Annotated in this window: 11 protein-coding genes and 6 pseudogenes; 6 read left to right on the top strand and 11 right to left on the bottom strand. The window is 55.3% G+C overall.

Annotated elements, in window-relative coordinates; translation table 11 throughout:
• Window positions 1-30 precede the first annotated feature (30 nt).
• From amiB to nnr, 3 genes are read right to left on the bottom strand one after another with little or no spacing between them, the layout of a single operon-like run.
• Window positions 31-1,710, bottom strand: a complete 1,680-nt coding sequence (gene amiB, locus ACWWJF_RS15120) for an N-acetylmuramoyl-L-alanine amidase AmiB (RefSeq protein WP_455869897.1) — start codon at window positions 1,708-1,710, stop codon at window positions 31-33.
• Window positions 1,707-2,189: a tRNA (adenosine(37)-N6)-threonylcarbamoyltransferase complex ATPase subunit type 1 TsaE gene (tsaE, locus tag ACWWJF_RS15125; RefSeq protein WP_455869898.1), complete on the bottom strand. Its 483-nt coding sequence runs from the start codon at window positions 2,187-2,189 to the stop codon at window positions 1,707-1,709. Before tsaE ends, amiB begins: the two co-directional genes overlap by 4 nt.
• Window positions 2,186-3,712 carry a bifunctional ADP-dependent NAD(P)H-hydrate dehydratase/NAD(P)H-hydrate epimerase gene (gene nnr, locus ACWWJF_RS15130; protein WP_455871109.1) on the bottom strand — a complete coding sequence of 509 codons (1,527 nt, stop codon included), beginning with the start codon at window positions 3,710-3,712 and terminating at the stop codon, window positions 2,186-2,188. Before nnr ends, tsaE begins: the two co-directional genes overlap by 4 nt.
• A 203-nt stretch (window positions 3,713-3,915) precedes the next feature.
• On the opposite strand from nnr, the pseudogene queG reads away from it, so the two are divergent.
• From queG to ACWWJF_RS15145, 3 genes and pseudogenes are all read left to right on the top strand, one after another.
• Window positions 3,916-4,890 (top strand): annotated as a pseudogene (gene queG, locus ACWWJF_RS15135) (tRNA epoxyqueuosine(34) reductase QueG); the annotation flags it as partial.
• 60 nt (window positions 4,891-4,950) lie between these two features.
• A protein-coding gene (locus tag ACWWJF_RS15140; protein WP_455869899.1) for an IS5 family transposase occupies window positions 4,951-5,795 on the top strand; the annotation gives its coding sequence in 2 pieces (ribosomal slippage) (window positions 4,951-5,296 and window positions 5,296-5,795; 846 coding nt in all).
• Between the two features lie 10 nt (window positions 5,796-5,805).
• A pseudogene (locus tag ACWWJF_RS15145) lies at window positions 5,806-5,973 on the top strand (tRNA epoxyqueuosine(34) reductase QueG); the annotation flags it as partial.
• 429 nt (window positions 5,974-6,402) lie between these two features.
• Here ACWWJF_RS15145 and ACWWJF_RS15150 read toward each other — a convergent pair.
• The 3 genes and pseudogenes from ACWWJF_RS15150 to ACWWJF_RS15160 all read right to left on the bottom strand — a co-directional run.
• Window positions 6,403-7,073, bottom strand: a pseudogene (locus ACWWJF_RS15150) (methionine ABC transporter permease).
• On the bottom strand, window positions 7,058-7,852 hold the full coding sequence (locus ACWWJF_RS15155) for a methionine ABC transporter ATP-binding protein (protein WP_455869900.1): 795 nt from the start codon (window positions 7,850-7,852) through the stop codon (window positions 7,058-7,060). Before ACWWJF_RS15155 ends, ACWWJF_RS15150 begins: the two are co-directional and overlap by 16 nt.
• A pseudogene (locus ACWWJF_RS15160) lies at window positions 7,849-8,010 on the bottom strand (MetQ/NlpA family ABC transporter substrate-binding protein); the annotation flags it as partial. The pseudogene ACWWJF_RS15160 and the gene ACWWJF_RS15155, both read right to left, overlap by 4 nt.
• A gap of 124 nt (window positions 8,011-8,134) precedes the next feature.
• On the opposite strand from ACWWJF_RS15160, the gene ACWWJF_RS15165 reads away from it, so the two are divergent.
• The gene (locus ACWWJF_RS15165) at window positions 8,135-9,466 is read left to right on the top strand and encodes an IS4 family transposase (RefSeq protein WP_455869047.1); all 1,332 of its coding nucleotides are present in this window, start codon (window positions 8,135-8,137) and stop codon (window positions 9,464-9,466) included.
• Between the two features lie 5 nt (window positions 9,467-9,471).
• Here the strand turns inward: ACWWJF_RS15165 and ACWWJF_RS15170 are convergent.
• The 3 genes and pseudogenes from ACWWJF_RS15170 to ACWWJF_RS15180 form a co-directional block, all read right to left on the bottom strand.
• Window positions 9,472-10,134 (bottom strand): annotated as a pseudogene (locus tag ACWWJF_RS15170) (MetQ/NlpA family ABC transporter substrate-binding protein); the annotation flags it as partial.
• Between the two features lie 73 nt (window positions 10,135-10,207).
• On the bottom strand, window positions 10,208-11,239 hold the full coding sequence (locus ACWWJF_RS15175; protein ID WP_455871110.1) for an isopenicillin N synthase family dioxygenase: 1,032 nt from the start codon (window positions 11,237-11,239) through the stop codon (window positions 10,208-10,210).
• 333 nt (window positions 11,240-11,572) lie between these two features.
• Entirely contained in the window at window positions 11,573-12,139 is a 567-nt protein-coding gene (locus ACWWJF_RS15180; protein WP_455869901.1) for a TetR/AcrR family transcriptional regulator, read from the bottom strand.
• A gap of 83 nt (window positions 12,140-12,222) precedes the next feature.
• On the opposite strand from ACWWJF_RS15180, the gene ACWWJF_RS15185 reads away from it, so the two are divergent.
• On the top strand, window positions 12,223-12,975 hold the full coding sequence (locus tag ACWWJF_RS15185; protein WP_455869902.1) for an MFS transporter: 753 nt from the start codon (window positions 12,223-12,225) through the stop codon (window positions 12,973-12,975).
• Here the strand turns inward: ACWWJF_RS15185 and ACWWJF_RS15190 are convergent.
• Window positions 12,969-14,177, bottom strand: a pseudogene (locus ACWWJF_RS15190) (IS256 family transposase). The gene ACWWJF_RS15185 and the pseudogene ACWWJF_RS15190 overlap by 7 nt on opposite strands.
• A gap of 72 nt (window positions 14,178-14,249) precedes the next feature.
• Here ACWWJF_RS15190 and ACWWJF_RS15195 point away from each other — a divergent pair.
• Window positions 14,250-14,495 carry a hypothetical protein gene (locus ACWWJF_RS15195; protein WP_455869903.1) on the top strand — a complete coding sequence of 82 codons (246 nt, stop codon included), beginning with the start codon at window positions 14,250-14,252 and terminating at the stop codon, window positions 14,493-14,495.
• Here ACWWJF_RS15195 and ACWWJF_RS15200 read toward each other — a convergent pair.
• Window positions 14,460-15,791, bottom strand: a complete 1,332-nt coding sequence (locus ACWWJF_RS15200) for an IS4 family transposase (protein WP_455869904.1) — start codon at window positions 15,789-15,791, stop codon at window positions 14,460-14,462. The two genes, ACWWJF_RS15195 and ACWWJF_RS15200, sit on opposite strands and share 36 nt — an antisense overlap.
• Window positions 15,792-15,805: the final 14 nt, after the last annotated feature.

Here is a 15,805-nt window from a genome sequence, read left to right on the forward strand (position 1 = left end):
GTTATTGACGCACGCGCGTCGCGAACGGCATCAGGCAGACGGGATAATCAGCGTCTGCCCAAGTTGTACCGTGCCGGACGTCATGTCATTGGCACGTTGGATCTCCTTCATACTTACACCATATCGCATGGCGATGGCACTCAGGCTATCTCCTTTTACCACTTTATGTTTGACCGGAACGGCGGTACGCGGCACCGGAGCCGATGCAGTCGAAGTGCGAGCCCCCGCAGGAATGCGCAATTTCTGCCCCACCCAGACGCCATCTTTTTTCAGATTATTCTCACTGCGCAACGCCGCCATACTGACGCCGTAACGCGCCGCGATACCTGAAAGAGACTCACCACGCGCTACGGTATGGCGCGTGGTCGCTGTACTACTGGATGCCGTGGTCGTGGGCGTTGTAGCCTTACGGTTGACCGGCTGTATGACCGGTCGGTTTTCCTGCTTTGGGACGGATTGTACTGGATGCGCCTGGAAATAGCTGTGCAACCCCCGGTAGATCGCCGTGGCGATTTTATCCTGATAATCGCTGCTTCCCAGCAAACGCTCTTCGGTCAGGTTGCTGATAAAGCCCGTTTCCACCAACAACGAGGGAATATCCGGTGAACGCAGTACGCCCAGGCTGGCGTGTTCCGGACGGCGTTTGTGCAACGACCCGACGCGCTGCATTTCCTGCAACACTTTGACCGCCACGTCATAACCGACGCGCTGAGAGTGACCAAACTGCAAATCCAGCACCGCCTGACTCAGGTAAGGATCGGCACTGTTGTTTGCCAGCAGATCCCCTGCGCCCCCCAACAGTTCCGACTGCTTCTCGTGCTGTTCCAGCCAGTTGGCCATTTCACTATTAGCACGCCGATTGGAGAGCACCCATACGGAAGCACCGGAAGCCCAACGGTTTGGCGCGGCATCCGCGTGAATAGAAACCAGCAGATTGGCGCCTTGCTTACGTGCCACATCGGAGCGCCCCATGACAGAGATGAAGTAATCACCGTCACGCGTCATCACGCCTTTAAAATTAGGATCGCTATTAAGCAAAGTATGCAATTTGCGCCCAATCGCCAGCGTCACGTTTTTCTCGCGCAAGCCAGAAGGCCCTATAGCACCGGGGTCCTGCCCACCGTGTCCGGCATCAATGGCGACGATAACCGGTTCGCTGGCACCGCCAGAGCGCGACGTTGCCGCACGTGCGGAGGCATTGCTGTTCACCACCACGGTAGGTTTGTTGTTAAACGGATTGCCACCCGATTCAACCGGTGCCGTGTTACGGGTTTCGCGCGTAACGGCAGTCGCTGGCGGTGCTTTTGTCACCTTCGCTTTCTGCTGCCCAGCAACGGTAAACACCACGTTAAACCCTGCGCCAGCTTTCTGTGTCGCGGCGCGCGTTTTGGCGGGCTGGGTCAAATCCAGCACAAGTCGCAGGCTCTGTGCATCCTTCGCCTGACTGGTACGAATGCGTTTGATAATGTTTTGCCCACTAAACTCCAGCGGCAGCCCTTGAATCACCCCCGTCTGCCGGATGTCGATCACCACCCTATCCGGGTTGTTAAGCGGGAAAAAGGCATAGATCGGTTGTCCGCTGAAATTCAGGCTGACCGTCGCCTGATTATCACCGTTTTCCACCTTGATATCAGAGAAATTGGCGGCCCAACCCGTACTGGCCAGCAGCAGCCCAGCCCACATCACCAGAGCGAGCATGCGTTTCATCATGGCGTTTCACTCTCCGGCAGGGGAGATATCTGCGCCAAAATACGCTCACCCAGCGCCGATATGGCGATCAACTGCGCGTGCCGCCCTTGCGCTTCATAGTTCAGATGCACTTCAAGATCGGCGCTAGGGAGAATGCCTTCACCCTGCTGCGGCCATTCAATCAGACAGATGGCATCCTGCGTCACGTAGTCGCGGATCCCCATAAATTCCAGCTCTTCTGGATCGGCCAGACGGTAAAGGTCAAAATGATACACCGCCAGCGGTGACAGCGCGTAAGGCTCCACCAGCGTATACGTGGGGCTTTTCACGTTGCCCTGATGGCCACGCGCCTGGAGGAAGCCGCGGCTGAACGTGGTTTTACCTGCACCCAGATCGCCAAAAAGATAAATACTGCATGCGCTGTCGCAGGCCTGCGCCAACGATGCTCCTAATGCGATGGTAGCTGCCTCATCCGGCAGCGGAAAATCTACTTTTTTCATTCTGTCTTTTCTAAGGGTATCCACTCAGGATTAACATAGCGGGACAATACTGGCATCAGATCGGTAGCCAACATCCCTCGCGTGCCGCGATGCTCGGCCAGCGCATCGGCCGCTGCGCCGTGCACCACACAGCCAGCGCAAGCCGCTGCGTAGCGTGACAATTTTTGTCCAAGCAATGCGCCGATAATACCAGATAACACGTCGCCCATGCCGCCGCTCGCCATGCCAGGATTGCCGACATCAACCAGAGCCAACGCATCAGACTCATCGGCAATCACGGTACCCGCCCCTTTTAGCACGACCGTGCCGCCATAGCGTTGTACCAGTTTCTGGGCAGCAAGTAAGCGATCACTTTCAATCTCCGCCACTCGGCAATTCAGCAGACGGGCCGCTTCCCCCGGATGTGGGGTTAAAATACGATTTTGACGTTTAAAAGGGCTCATTGCCAGCAGGTTTAGCGCATCTGCGTCCCACAGCATGGGTTTGTTACAATTTTCCACGGCGCGCAGTGCGCTTTTCGCCCAGCCATCTTGCCCCAGGCCCGGCCCAATCACCACCACGTCGGCCCAGTCAAGCCCTTCGCGGAGGGTGGCATCACTCAGGGCTTGCACCATCAGTTCTGGGCGAGCCATCAGCAACGCCGCATCGTATTGCATGTGAGTGAGCACTCGCACCAATCCCGCGCCACTGCGCAATGCGGCTTCTCCTGCCATCGCAATAGCGCCCCCCATTCCGACATTACCTCCCACCAACAGCAATCGGCCATGATCGCCTTTGTGCGCCAGCGGCGAACGAGGCGTCAGCCAGCCTGGTATATGTTCACGGGATAAACGCCACATCGGCGCGGGATGCTGCTGCAACCAGCCTGAAAGCCCCAAATCCGCACAGTGTAACGCGCCGACACAAGCGCGCGCCCTGCCCGTCAGCAGCCCCGGTTTTAGCGCAATAAAGGTAACGGTACAGGCAGCGACGATCGCCTCTCCTGCACAGGCGCCGGTTTGCGCATTCAACCCGGAGGGAATATCCAGCGCCAGCACTGGCGCTGCGTGAGCGTTAGCGCGAGCGATCAGCGCATCATAGGGAGCACGCGGCACGGAGGATAACCCAGTCCCCAGCAGGCCGTCGATAATCAAATCAATTCCATCAGGCCACGGGGCGTCGGGCGTCAATGCTACATCCCCCGCTTTCTGCCATGTCGCGTAGGCACACTGTGCTTCCTCTGGCAGAGGGCGTGCAGCCTTGCACGCGACCACGGTGGTTTCAATCCCTGCGGCACGCGCAAGCGTAGCCACCACATAGCCATCGCCACCGTTGTTGCCATGCCCGCACAGCACCAGCCAACGGCGCGCATTGGGGTAGCAGCAACGGGCATGTTGGTAAGCCGCTTCTCCGGCACGTTGCATCAACGCATAAAGCGTGATTCCCGTTTGCCGCGCGGCGTCAGGCTCTTCACGGCGCAGCCAGTCGGGTGGATAAACGCCGTCTGGTAGCCTTCGCTGATGAGCAGGTACGGTATGGGGCATGAGTTCCTCCCGGGCAACATAAGCGTTTGTAGCAAAAACGGATAACGCATGGTTATCTTTATGTCTCAACTTAGCAAGGTCTGAAACCGGCTGCCAGAAACCTATCAGGGTAAATGTCGCATGGCGACGGTGCCTTCAGCACACAGACGTCCGTCAGACGATGTGATAAAATGAGAACGTTTATTTCTCCCAAATGGTTCCTCATGACTTATCCCTACGACCTTAACCAACTCGCCCAGAACATCAAACAGTGGGGATACGAATTGGGCTTTCAGCAGGTAGGGATCTGCGATACCGACCTTTCCCATGAAGAGCCGCGGCTTCAGGTGTGGCTGGATAAGCAGTATCACGGTGAAATGGAGTGGATGGCGCACCACGGTATGCTGCGTGCCCGTCCGCATGAACTGTTGCCCGGCACGCTGCGCGTTATCAGCGTGCGTATGAACTATCTGCCCGCTAAAGCGGCCTTCGCCAAAACCCTGAATAACCCGACGCTCGGTTATGTTAGCCGTTACGCGCTAGGGCGTGATTACCACAAGCTGTTGCGTCAGCGGCTGAAAAAGTTGGGTGACCGGATACAGGAACATTGCGGCAACCTGCAATTCCGCCCCTTCGTCGATTCTGCACCGATTATGGAGCGCCCGCTGGCGGCCAAGGCCGGATTAGGTTGGGTGGGTAAACACTCGCTGATCCTCAATCGGGAAGCGGGCTCCTGGTTTTTCCTTGGGGAACTGCTGATCGACCTGCCGTTACCCGTCGATCAACCGTTGGAAGAGCAGTGCGGACGCTGTGTCGCATGCATGACAACCTGCCCTACCGAGGCCATCGTTGCGCCTTACACCGTGGATGCCCTACGTTGTATCTCCTACCTTACCATTGAACTGGAAGGTGCCATTCCCGAAGCGTTGCGTCCGCTGATGGGCAACCGTATTTACGGCTGTGATGATTGCCAACTGATTTGCCCCTGGAACCGTTTTTCCCAGCTTACCGATGAAGATGATTTTAGCCCGCGCGCCGCGCTGCATACGCCTGCGTTGCTGGACCTGTTTCAGTGGGATGAAGCAAAATTTCTGCGCATCACGGAAGGCTCAGCCATCCGCCGCATCGGTCACCAGCGTTGGTTACGTAATATCGCTGTGGCGCTGGGGAATGCCCCCTACGAGGAAAGTGTTGTGCTAGGCTGTGTCCCTTAATCCCATGAGTTATACTAACTGTTTGTTTCTAAATCATTTTTAACTATGGCTCGCTACGACCTTCCCGATGAAGCATGGGCTATCATCCAGCCCTTACTCCCTGCTGAACCAGCAACACCACAGGCCGGACGCCCATGGGCTGAGCATCGCATGATTATCAATGGCATGTTCTGGAGGCTGTGCTCTGGTGCCCCATGGCGTGATTTACCTGAGCGATACGGTCCATGGAAAACCGTTTATAACCGCTTTAACCGATGGTCAAAATCGGGAGTCATTAACATTATTTTTAATAAGTTACTTTCATCACTTGATGCCCATGGCCTCGTGGACTGGTCAGCGACTGCGCTGGATGGTAGCAATATCAGGGCGCTGAAATGTGCTGCCGGTGCTCAAAAAAACATCCCGATATCACCGGAGATAATGGGCTGGGTCGCTCTCGAGGTGGTTTTGGCACCAAAATCCATATGGCTACAGACGGAAGTGGTCTTCCGTTAAACATCGTGTTGAGCCCCGGTCAGGCTCATGAAAGTCAGTTTGCACTACATCTTTTGGACGGTATTGGTGTTCAACGCCAGAACGGCAGTATGAAACGCCGTGGTCATGCGGTACTCGCTGACAAGGCGTACTCCGGGCATGTATTACGTAACGAGCTGAAAAACAGAGGTATAAAAACTGTCATCCCCCGAAAATCCACTGAAAAAATGGCGGTGGATGGTCGTTCAAAGCTCGATCGTGACGCCTACCGCAATCGGAACGTTGTTGAGCGGTGCTTTGGCCGTCTGAAAGAATACCGTCGCATTGCGACACGTTACGACAAAACGGCGAGGAATTATCTGGCAATGTTGAAACTGGGCTGCATCCGCCTGTTTTACCAGAGGTTATGTAATTAAGGGACACAGCCTAGCCTTACAAGCGCGACTCGGGCAGAGCGCACTGATCGATGAGCATATTCGCTGGGCAATTGAGCAACAATTGGCACGCCGTGCCGCTCAGTCTATCGACGTGCAGTTGCCGCAGAAAAAACGGCTTATTCGTGCTATTGAAAAAGGATTACCGCGCGATGCCTGAGGTGTTGCCAGGCGGTCATATCATCCTGGCCCGCCCTGTGCATAAATATAAAACTCCTTGCCAATCAATCCGTGAAGAAAGTGCAAGTGATCGCCTTAACATTTTGATAAGTTATTTTTATCAATAAATATCAGTAAGATATAAAGATACCTTTGACAATCTTGCCAAAGATCATTTTACGCAGGCAAAGAGAAACCTGTGGATAAGTCTGTTAAGAAAATTATGAGATTTTATATTACATGAAACGCAAAAGAGAGGAGTAAGCACTTCGATACCCGAAAACACGCTGCATAAAAAATAGCCTACTGCGCGAGCGGGACGCAATTGTGGACTGGTTAGTCTCGGAGCACAAGCGATTTATCTTTCATCTGCGATTGAACGCCTAAAATATAATCACAGAAACGATCTTGTTCCACACCAACGATCGGATCATCGTCGATGGGCCAACGCGCGTACCAAACGATCGCCGATCGATTGCACGCCCTGAACTAAAATCACCAGAACCACTACCGTACCCGCCATCACCTGATCGTTAAAACGCTGATAGCCGTAGCGGATCGCCAGATCCCCCAGACCACCACCGCCGATCACACCTGCCATGGAAGATAATCCAATCAACAACACCACCGTTAACGTCACGCCTGCCAGGATCGTTGGCAGCGCTTCTGGCAGCAACACTTTGCCGATCACGTGCCAGAGCGATCGCCCCATTGACTGGATCTCCTCAATACGCCCGCGTTCAACCTCATCCAACGCATTTTCCACTACGCGGGAAAAAAAGGAAAAGCCCCGATAGTGATCGGTACGATCGCCGCCGTACTTCCAAGTGTGGTGCCCACGATCAGACGGGTCAACGGGATCAGCGCAATCAACAACACCACAAACGGTAGCGATCGGCCAACGTTGATCAGCGCGCCCAGCCCCCGGTTTAACCAAGGTAAAGGCGCAACCCCGTCAGATCGCGTGATAAACAACACTACACCCAGCGGCAGGCCAATCAGCACGGTAAACAGCGCTGCCAGCCCCACCATGTACCCCGTCTCTAATGTGGCATTCCACATCAGCGCAATAAACTCATCCCAGCTCAGGCGACCTTGCATAAGGCACTACCCTCAATGACGCCGTGACGGCGAAGAAACGCCTGCTCTGCCGCATAATCGGGCAACAACGCTCTGCGTAGCTGCGAATCAGGCGTTGCAAGCAGCGTCGACAGCGCCCCGCTTTCCACGATCTGACCATGCGCCATCAGCGCGGCGTGATCGCAAATGGCTTTTACCACCGACAGTTCGTGCGTGATCAACACGATCGTCACACCTAACTGAAGGTTGATGTCTGCCAGCAGCGCCAACACCGATGCTGTGGTTTCAGGATCGAGCGCGCTGGTCGCCTCGTCACACAGTAAATACCTCGGCTTCGCCGCCAACGCACGCGCAATGCCGACACGCTGCTGCTGCCCACCGAATAACTGCGAAGGGAAGGCGCGCGCTTTATCACTGAGCCCCACCCATTCCAACAACGCGCTGACTCGCGCTTCACGCTCGTGACGCGCAACCCTAGCTATCTCAAGCGGCACGGCAACGTTGTCCTGCACATTACGCGCATGCAGCAGGTTGAAGTGCTGAAAAATCATGCTGGTGCGCTGCCGGTGCTGACGCAACGCCCGTGAAGAGAGTGCGGTAATCTCTTCACCATCCACCACAATCCGGCCCGATGAGGGCCGTTCCAGCAGGTTAAGACAGCGCAGCAGCGAGCTTTTACCCGCACCGCTGCGCCCCAAAATGCCATAAACAGAACCCGCGGGAATAGTCAGCGACACGTCATCCAATGTCGGGCGATCGCACCCTGGGTAACGTTTTCCCACGTGTTCGATGACGATCATGGTTGCTGGCTCGCCACCGGGATCACCGAGCCGTTATAGCGCTGCGCAATAAAATCGGCGATCGCTTTGGATTCCAGATCGGCGGCCAGCTTTTTAATGCGCGGATCGTTTTGCAGGGCGGGCGTCGTCACCAATATGTTGGCATAGGGGTTATGCTCACCTCGTTATACACAAGTCCGCAACGCCTTATATGCCAAGGGTTAGGGGGCTGAAATAGGCAGCCGGTGGGGTTGTAAATGAAGTGAAACCGACGTGTACTATCGCCATTTACGGCGCTGAAAAATGACACGGGATTCAGATGGCTGGGCACACCAAGAACTGGAAGGGGTAAATCTTGGTGACACGAGGCTCAATAAGCGTGCCAAAGGGCTTTTGATACGGCTGGCTGAGAATCCGCAAGCCAGCATTCCGCATGCGTGCCTCGGATGGTCTGAGACGCTGGGTGCTTACCGCTTCATGGAGAACCAAGCATTCGAATGGCGAGACATTCTGCAACCTCACTGGCAGCGTACGCAGGAAAGGATCCGAGAACACGAGGTTGTGCTGTGTATCCAAGACACTACCGAGCTTGACTTCAACGGGCAGCAAATCCAAGGCTTGGGTCCCTTGAACTACGAAGCCAGGCGTGGTCTGTACCTGCATCCGACCTACGCGGTCAGTCCGGATCGCGTGGGGTTGGGCGTACTGGATGCGTGGATGTGGGCAAGAGAGCCGAAGGATGCAGACGGAAAACGCGATGGGCTCAAGGAGAGTACGCGCTGGCTCGAGGGATACGAGCGAGTTGCTGAACTCGCCTCGGAGTTGCCAAACACACGTCTGGTGTACTTAGCCGATCGCGAAGCGGATATCAAGGCGTTGATGCAGCTCGCTGATGACCTTGGCACTCCGGCTGACTGGTTGATCCGCTCGACTCATAATCGCAGTCTGGACTGTAATGAGAAGCTTTGGCAGAAGGTTGGAAAGACCGTGCCGGTGGGAGAAATCCAATTCGTTATGGCGGCTCGCGCGGGGCAGAAGGCGCGTACGGTGAAACAGGCGCTGCGCGTGAAGCGAGTGTCGCTGCGTTGCGGGTTGGCAGTGACTTGTGTGATAGCCAAGGAAATTGAGCCGCCAGCAGGCGTGAAGCCGGTCGAGTGGCGGTTGCTGAGCAATCGCGTACCTGAAGGACGAGAAGATATCGTGGAGCTGATCGACTGGTATCGGGCTAGATGGGAAATCGAGATGTTCTTCAATGTGCTGAAGAACGGCTGCTGTGTCGAAGCGTTACAGTTATCGACCGTGGATCGCATTGAGCGGGCATTGGCGCTGTTCATGATCGTGGCATGGCGCATCGCCTATTTAATGCGTATGGGACGAACCTGTCCAGAGCTGGACGCAATGTTGTTCTTTGATTCCGACGAGACTCATGGCGCTTACCTACTGATGAACAAGCGTATGCCCAAGGGCCGCCCTAAGCTAAACGAAGTATTGCGCTTAGTTGCGCAACTGGGAGGCTTTCTTGCTCGAAAAGGCGACGGTGAACCAGGCGCAAAAACTATCTGGAAAGGCTTGCAGAAAGTCATGACGGCCGCCGAAACGCTACGCGCGCTCAGGCACGAACAGAGATGTGTATAACGAGGTGGGTTATGCTCTGCGCGTTCTAACCCCAGCGCATCTTTGGCCGGAACCAGCCCCGCTTCCAGCGCATAGTTGCCGTTGATCACCGCCAGATCGACATCGTCCAGCGAGCGCGGGATCTGCGCCGCTTCAACTTCCTTGATCTTCAACTTCTTCGGGTTTTCAGCGATATCTTTCGGTGTTGCCTGATCCTTGGCCGGATCGCTTTAGCCTGGTTTCAGCTTCACCAGCCCCTGGCTCTGTAATAAATACAGTGCACGGCTGAGGTTGGTGACATTGTTCGGTACGGCCACCGTGCCGCCTTCCGGCACCTCGCTAAAGCTTTTGTGCTTACGTGAGTAAATACCTAACGGTTCCACATGCACGGTAGCGGCGACTACAAACTGTTTCCCCAACGCTTTTTCCTGATCCCGCAGATAGGGCACGTGTTGGAAATAGTTGGCATCCACATCGCCATGCGCCAGCAGCTCGTTGGCGTTTACACCGCTGGTCAGTTCGATCACTTTCAAGGCGTTCTGTGGATCAATTTTCTGCACCTGTGCCAGGATCTCACTGTGAGGCACTGGATCGGCAGCTACGCGCAGCGCTTGCGACGCGGATGCAGAGAAGGTCACGCTAACGGCTAATGCAACACTGCTGACAAAAAATGCGACACGCTTATTCATACAGGCTTCCTTTTATTGCTTCGTTTTAGGTATTAGGGTTTATGTCTGCCACAAAGGCAGAGACAGAAAAGCGTCAGTGAGCGGCGTGTTCCGCTTTCGCTACCACATCGGCGTAATAACGCTGTGCAACATCAGGATGCGAGCGCAGCCGTCCTTTCAGGTAGTTCCAACCCACATCACGCAACAAGGGATTGTGCGGATCGCTGGTAGGCCCCTGCGCCAGACGCGCCACCTGTGGAGGCAGTTGATACACCGGCACCACCGCATCCAACTGTGCACCGAGGAAAAAGGCGATGGAGAGGCGCTCCTGCCCGGCTGGCGGTGAGACCACACGGTGCACCGTGGCACGCAAATAGCCATTGGTCGCCAGTTCCAGCAGTTCACCGATATTCACGACAAAGGAGCCCGGCAGCGGCGGCGCATCAATCCAACGATCGGGGGCCACCTCGACCTGTAAACCAGCCTGATCATCCTGCAACAGGAAGCTCAGGAAACCTGAATCCTTGTGCGCCCCCACGCCTTGCTGGCTACTCTGCGCCGATTGACCCGGATAACGAATCAGCTTGATATGTTCGTTAGGCTTCTCACCGTACAGTGCATCAAAGGTGTGTGGCGCTAACACCAGCACCTCAGCAAAAGCACGCAACAGTTGCTGGGCCATGGCGGTCATCGCTTGTTGCCAGGTCAGCAGCGTGGTTTTCAGTGCAGGCTGCGCTTCCGGCCACAAATTAGGACCTTGTAACTGCCACCAACGGGGGGATTGCGGTATCAATTGCAGGGCGGTGCGTTCAGCGCCAATGTCAAACTGCTCACACCAGTCGGGTTGGTTGCGCGTCAACTCGGCCCCAGCACGGTTGTAGCCGCGAAAGTGAGGAGAATGGATCATGGCAACGCGCTGTTTTTCCTCATCAGGCAAGGCAAAGAAAGCGCGAGCCTGCTGCTGCAACTGCTGCTGTAGCGTTTCGGGAATACCGTGGTGGGTGAGATAAAAGAAACCGACATCGCGGGCGGCTTCATTGAGCGAGGTTAAAAACGCCCGCCGCTGCTCGGGGTTACCGTGCAGGTGTGATAAATCAAGGAGAGGTAGTCTGTTTATGGTACTCATTGCGTACTCCATCAATTATTCCATGCTCAAACGGAAAATAAATGCAGGAGCCGCAACAACAACGATAGCACGTCATGGTTCACCTCGTCAGGAAGCGGAGTGGTTTCAGAGCGTTCACCTTTATCAGCGCAAAACCCCTACCAGCACAAAGTAAAGAAACCGATGTTTTTCGACATCTGATGCTATTAATCCTGAATTACAGCGACGGGTAAAATACAAAGAGTGGCATAGTTAAGCAGCGCTTTAGCTATGCTACCAACTTTGTCGTTGTGACGAAGGTGATAACCACATGTGACCGGGCGCTATGGGGAGATAACGCCCGATCGTATAGGACTACACGTGTTCTGACGACGTAGCCAGCGCCACCAACAATCGCTGGATATCCTGCGGCGTGGGTGTCTCACGGGTAAATAAAATGCGGTACATCAAGGGGGCAATAATGCGCTCAATGATCTGTTGCGCACTGGCAGGTGCTTCCTGTCGCGCCAGGGCGCGCTCACGAATCACCTCCAACTGCTGCGTGGTGAAACCGGCACACTTGCCCGAACTTTCATGTCCCGGCGTGCCCAACACATCGCGCAGCATCGCCCGGCCCGGCTCCGAGGCCATATCTTCGATGTAAGTATTCAGCCAGATCTCAAGATCGCCGGTGAAAGAACCGGTGTCCTGCGGCTCGGCATCCGGACGCAGTTTTTCCACCGCTACATCGGCCAGCAGTTGGGGCAGATCCCCCCAGCGCCGATAAAGCGTAGACGGTGTCACCCCCGCGCGTGTCGCAATGGCGGGAATGGTGAGCGCCTGGCGCCCCATCTCCTGTTCCAATTCGCGGACCGCCCGCTGAATCGCCGCCTGCACTCGCGCACTGCGTCCCCCCGGCCGCACACCCTGTGTGATCGCCATCTGATACTCCCTGGTCGAACAAAAAACGTTTATTGACACCACTAAAGCAAAATATTTGCTTTAGTGGTGAAATCGCTGTAGCGTTGTTAACGCATAATCTTAGCTTTTATACCACAGGACACGCCATGACGGTTATCAGCAATACCGTGATACGCGCCACACCCCGGCGCAATGCATTCACACTCGCACTACATAGCCTCACGCTGATAGCCTTTATGGCGGTCTCTAGCGTGCCGACACCGCTCTATCAGCTGTATCAGCACGATTGGGGATTTTCCGCGACGCTGCTTACTATTATCTTCGCCGCCTATGCCTTTGCCCTGCTGTGCGCCCTGCTGATCGCCGGTCGACTTTCCGACCACGTGGGGCGACGTCCGGTGATTGCTGCGGCGCTACTGCTTAACATAGTCGCCATGTTCTGTTTTCTCTTTGCATCGCATCCTTATGGGCTTGTCATTGCGCGCATCGTGCAGGGCTTTGCGACCGGACTGGCAACCGTTGCGGTGGGTGCCGCTCTGCTGGATGTGCATCCCGAACGCGTTTCGCTGGTCAATAGCATTGCGCCGCTAACCGGTATGGCCGCTGGTGCGATGTTGAGCTGTGCCCTGCTGGCGTATCAACTGGCACCACTTCACAGCGGCTATCTGCTGCTGCTCGGCGTATTTGTGCTGCTGTTGATCGGTCTGGCGTGTACGCCGGAAACCGGACTGCTCCGCAACGGTGCATGGGCCAGCCTGCGTCCCAGCGTTGCCGTACCCCCGCAGGCCAGAACGGCATTTTGGCGTGTGATGCCGGGGACCCTGTACATGATTCTGTGTAAATGCCTTTCTCAGTAGTGACCGTCCAGGCGGTCACCGAACTCGATAATAAAACGGCTCATTGCCATACGCCAGTCCCGCAGTGGCATCGTCCATTTCTGTGAGGCCGACTGGATTGCCAGTCACACCACCTTTTTCACTGCGTCGTCAGTCGGGAACACCTTGCGTTTTTTAATCGCATGCCGGATCACACTGTTCAGCGACTCGATGGCGTTGGTTGTGTAGATGACTTTGCGGATATCAGCCGGGTAAGCGAAGAACGTTGCCAGATTGCTCCAGTTCGTCTGCCAGCTCCGGCTTATCTGTGGATAGCGGCTGTCCCATGCGCTGGCGAATGCTTCCAGCCCCTGCTGGCCTGCTTCTTCCGTAGCGGCCTGATAGATGGCTTTCAGGTCGCGTGTGACGGCTTTGTAGTCCTTCCAAGAGACGAACCTCAGGCTGTTGCGTACCATGTGCACGATGCACAGCTGGATGCGGGCTTCCGGAGACACCGTGTTGATGGCGTCCGGGAAGCCTTTCAGACCGTCGACACAGGCGATGAGGATATCGTTCAGGCCGCGGTTTTTTAGTTCTGTCAGCACATTGAGCCAGAACTTCGCGCCCTCGTTTTCGGCCAGCCACATACCCAGCAGTTCTTTCTGGCCCTCGATGTTGATACCCAGTGCCAGGAACACGGATTTATTGATGACACGACTGTCCTGCCGGACCTTCAGGATGATACAGTCAAGGTAAACAATGGGATAGACTGCATCCAGTGGACGATTTTGCCATTCAGTAACCTGTTCCATCACGGCGTCGGTGACCTTCGAGACCAGCGCCGGTGAGACATCCGCGTCATACAGCTCTTTGAACGCAGACGCTATCTCGCGGGTGGTCATCCCTCTGGCGTACAGGGACAGGATTTGGTTATCCATCCCGGTGATCCGGGTCTGGTTTTTCTTCACCAGTTGTGGTTCGAAGGAGCCATCACGATCGCGCGGAGTACGTAGTTCCAGAGGGCCATCGCCGGTGGTCACGGTGTTTGTGGAATAGCCGTTGCGGGAGTTGGCCCCCGGTTTGGGCTGATTTTTATCGTAGCCCAGATGGTGGGACATTTCGGCGTTGAGAGCAGCCTCAACGCTGATTTTCTTCAGCAGGCGATCGAATTGTCTGAGAGCGTCAGGGGTTTTGAGATTTTTGGCCAGTTCGTTAGCCAGAGCCTGCAACTGTTTTTCGTCCATAAATTAACCTGTTTTTGATGTTGGATTGAACATATCAAAATCAGGCAATTACACAAATTTATGTACAGGCTCGTGACGGCCTGTGCGCTGCTGTTGCCCGTGATTCATCGAGAGGTTATTCGCCGTTTCCGGCAAGAAAGCCTGCCGGTGTGGGATATCCTATTATTGGTGCTCTATTTCGTTATCGTCGATACCATCGAACACCACCGCTTATTCGCCTTTCTCTTTGTCTACGACACTGCGCGTACGGATTTGCTGGAAGAGCTGTTTGAACTCACCTCGTTATACACATCTCTGTTCGTGCCTGAGTGCGCGTAGCGTTTCGGCGGCCGTCATGACTTTCTGCAAGCCTTTCCAGATAGTTTTTGCGCCTGGTTCACCGTCGCCTTTTCGAGCAAGAAAGCCTCCGAGTTGCGCAACTAAGCGCAATACTTCGTTTAGCTTAGGGCGGCCCTTGGGCATACGCTTGTTCATCAGTAGGTAAGCGCCATGAGTCTCGTCGGAATCAAAGAACAACATTGCGTCTAGCTCTGGACAGGTTCGTCCCATACGCATTAAATAGGCGATGCGCCATGCCACGATCATGAACAGCGCCAATGCCCGCTCAATGCGATCCACGGTCGATAACTGTAACGCTTCGACACAGCAGCCGTTCTTCAGCACATTGAAGAACATCTCGATTTCCCATCTAGCCCGATACCAGTCGATCAGCTCCACGATATCTTCTCGTCCTTCAGGTACGCGATTGCTCAGCAACCGCCACTCGACCGGCTTCACGCCTGCTGGCGGCTCAATTTCCTTGGCTATCACACAAGTCACTGCCAACCCGCAACGCAGCGACACTCGCTTCACGCGCAGCGCCTGTTTCACCGTACGCGCCTTCTGCCCCGCGCGAGCCGCCATAACGAATTGGATTTCTCCCACCGGCACGGTCTTTCCAACCTTCTGCCAACGCTTCTCATTACAGTCCAGACTGCGATTATGAGTCGAGCGGATCAACCAGTCAGCCGGAGTGCCAAGGTCATCAGCGAGCTGCATCAACGCCTTGATATCCGCTTCGCGATCGGCTAAGTACACCAGACGTGTGTTTGGCAACTCCGAGGCGAGTTCAGCAACTCGCTCGTATCCCTCGAGCCAGCGCGTACTCTCCTTGATCCCATAGCGTTTTCCGTCTGCATCCTTCGGCTCTCTTGCCCACATCCACGCATCCAGTACGCCCAACCCCACGCGATCCGGACTGACCGCGTAGGTCGGATGCAGATACAGACCACGCCTGGCTTCGTAGTTCAAGGGACCCAAGCCTTGGATTTGCTGCCCGTTGAAGTCAAGCTCGGTAGTGTCTTGGATACACAGCACAACCTCGTGTTCTCGGATCCTTTCCTGCGTACGCTGCCAGTGAGGTTGCAGAATGTCTCGCCATTCGAATGCTTGGTTCTCCATGAAGCGGTAAGCACCCAGCGTCTCAGACCATCCGAGGCACGCATGCGGAATGCTGGCTTGCGGATTCTCAGCCAGCCGTATCAAAAGCCCTTTGGCACGCTTATTGAGCCTCGTGTCACCAAGATTTACCCCTTCCAGTTCTTGGTGTGCCCAGCCATCTGAATCCCGTGTCATTTTTCAGCGCCGTA

The sequence above is a fragment of the Symbiopectobacterium sp. Eva_TO genome (genome assembly GCF_053848865.1).

What these genes read in the sequence shown, in the direction of transcription:
- tsaE (WP_455869898.1), bottom strand. Translation starts at nt 2,189, where the DNA reads ATGAAAAAAGTAGATTTTCCGCTGCCGGATGAGGCAGCTACCATCGCA.
- ACWWJF_RS15155 (WP_455869900.1), bottom strand. Translation starts at nt 7,852, where the DNA reads ATGATCGTCATCGAACACGTGGGAAAACGTTACCCAGGGTGCGATCGC.
- ACWWJF_RS15165 (WP_455869047.1), top strand. Translation starts at nt 8,135, where the DNA reads ATGACACGGGATTCAGATGGCTGGGCACACCAAGAACTGGAAGGGGTA.
- ACWWJF_RS15175 (WP_455871110.1), bottom strand. Translation starts at nt 11,239, where the DNA reads ATGAGTACCATAAACAGACTACCTCTCCTTGATTTATCACACCTGCAC.
- nnr (WP_455871109.1), bottom strand. Translation starts at nt 3,712, where the DNA reads ATGCCCCATACCGTACCTGCTCATCAGCGAAGGCTACCAGACGGCGTT.
- amiB (WP_455869897.1), bottom strand. Translation starts at nt 1,710, where the DNA reads ATGATGAAACGCATGCTCGCTCTGGTGATGTGGGCTGGGCTGCTGCTG.
- ACWWJF_RS15180 (WP_455869901.1), bottom strand. Translation starts at nt 12,139, where the DNA reads ATGGCGATCACACAGGGTGTGCGGCCGGGGGGACGCAGTGCGCGAGTG.
- ACWWJF_RS15200 (WP_455869904.1), bottom strand. Translation starts at nt 15,791, where the DNA reads ATGACACGGGATTCAGATGGCTGGGCACACCAAGAACTGGAAGGGGTA.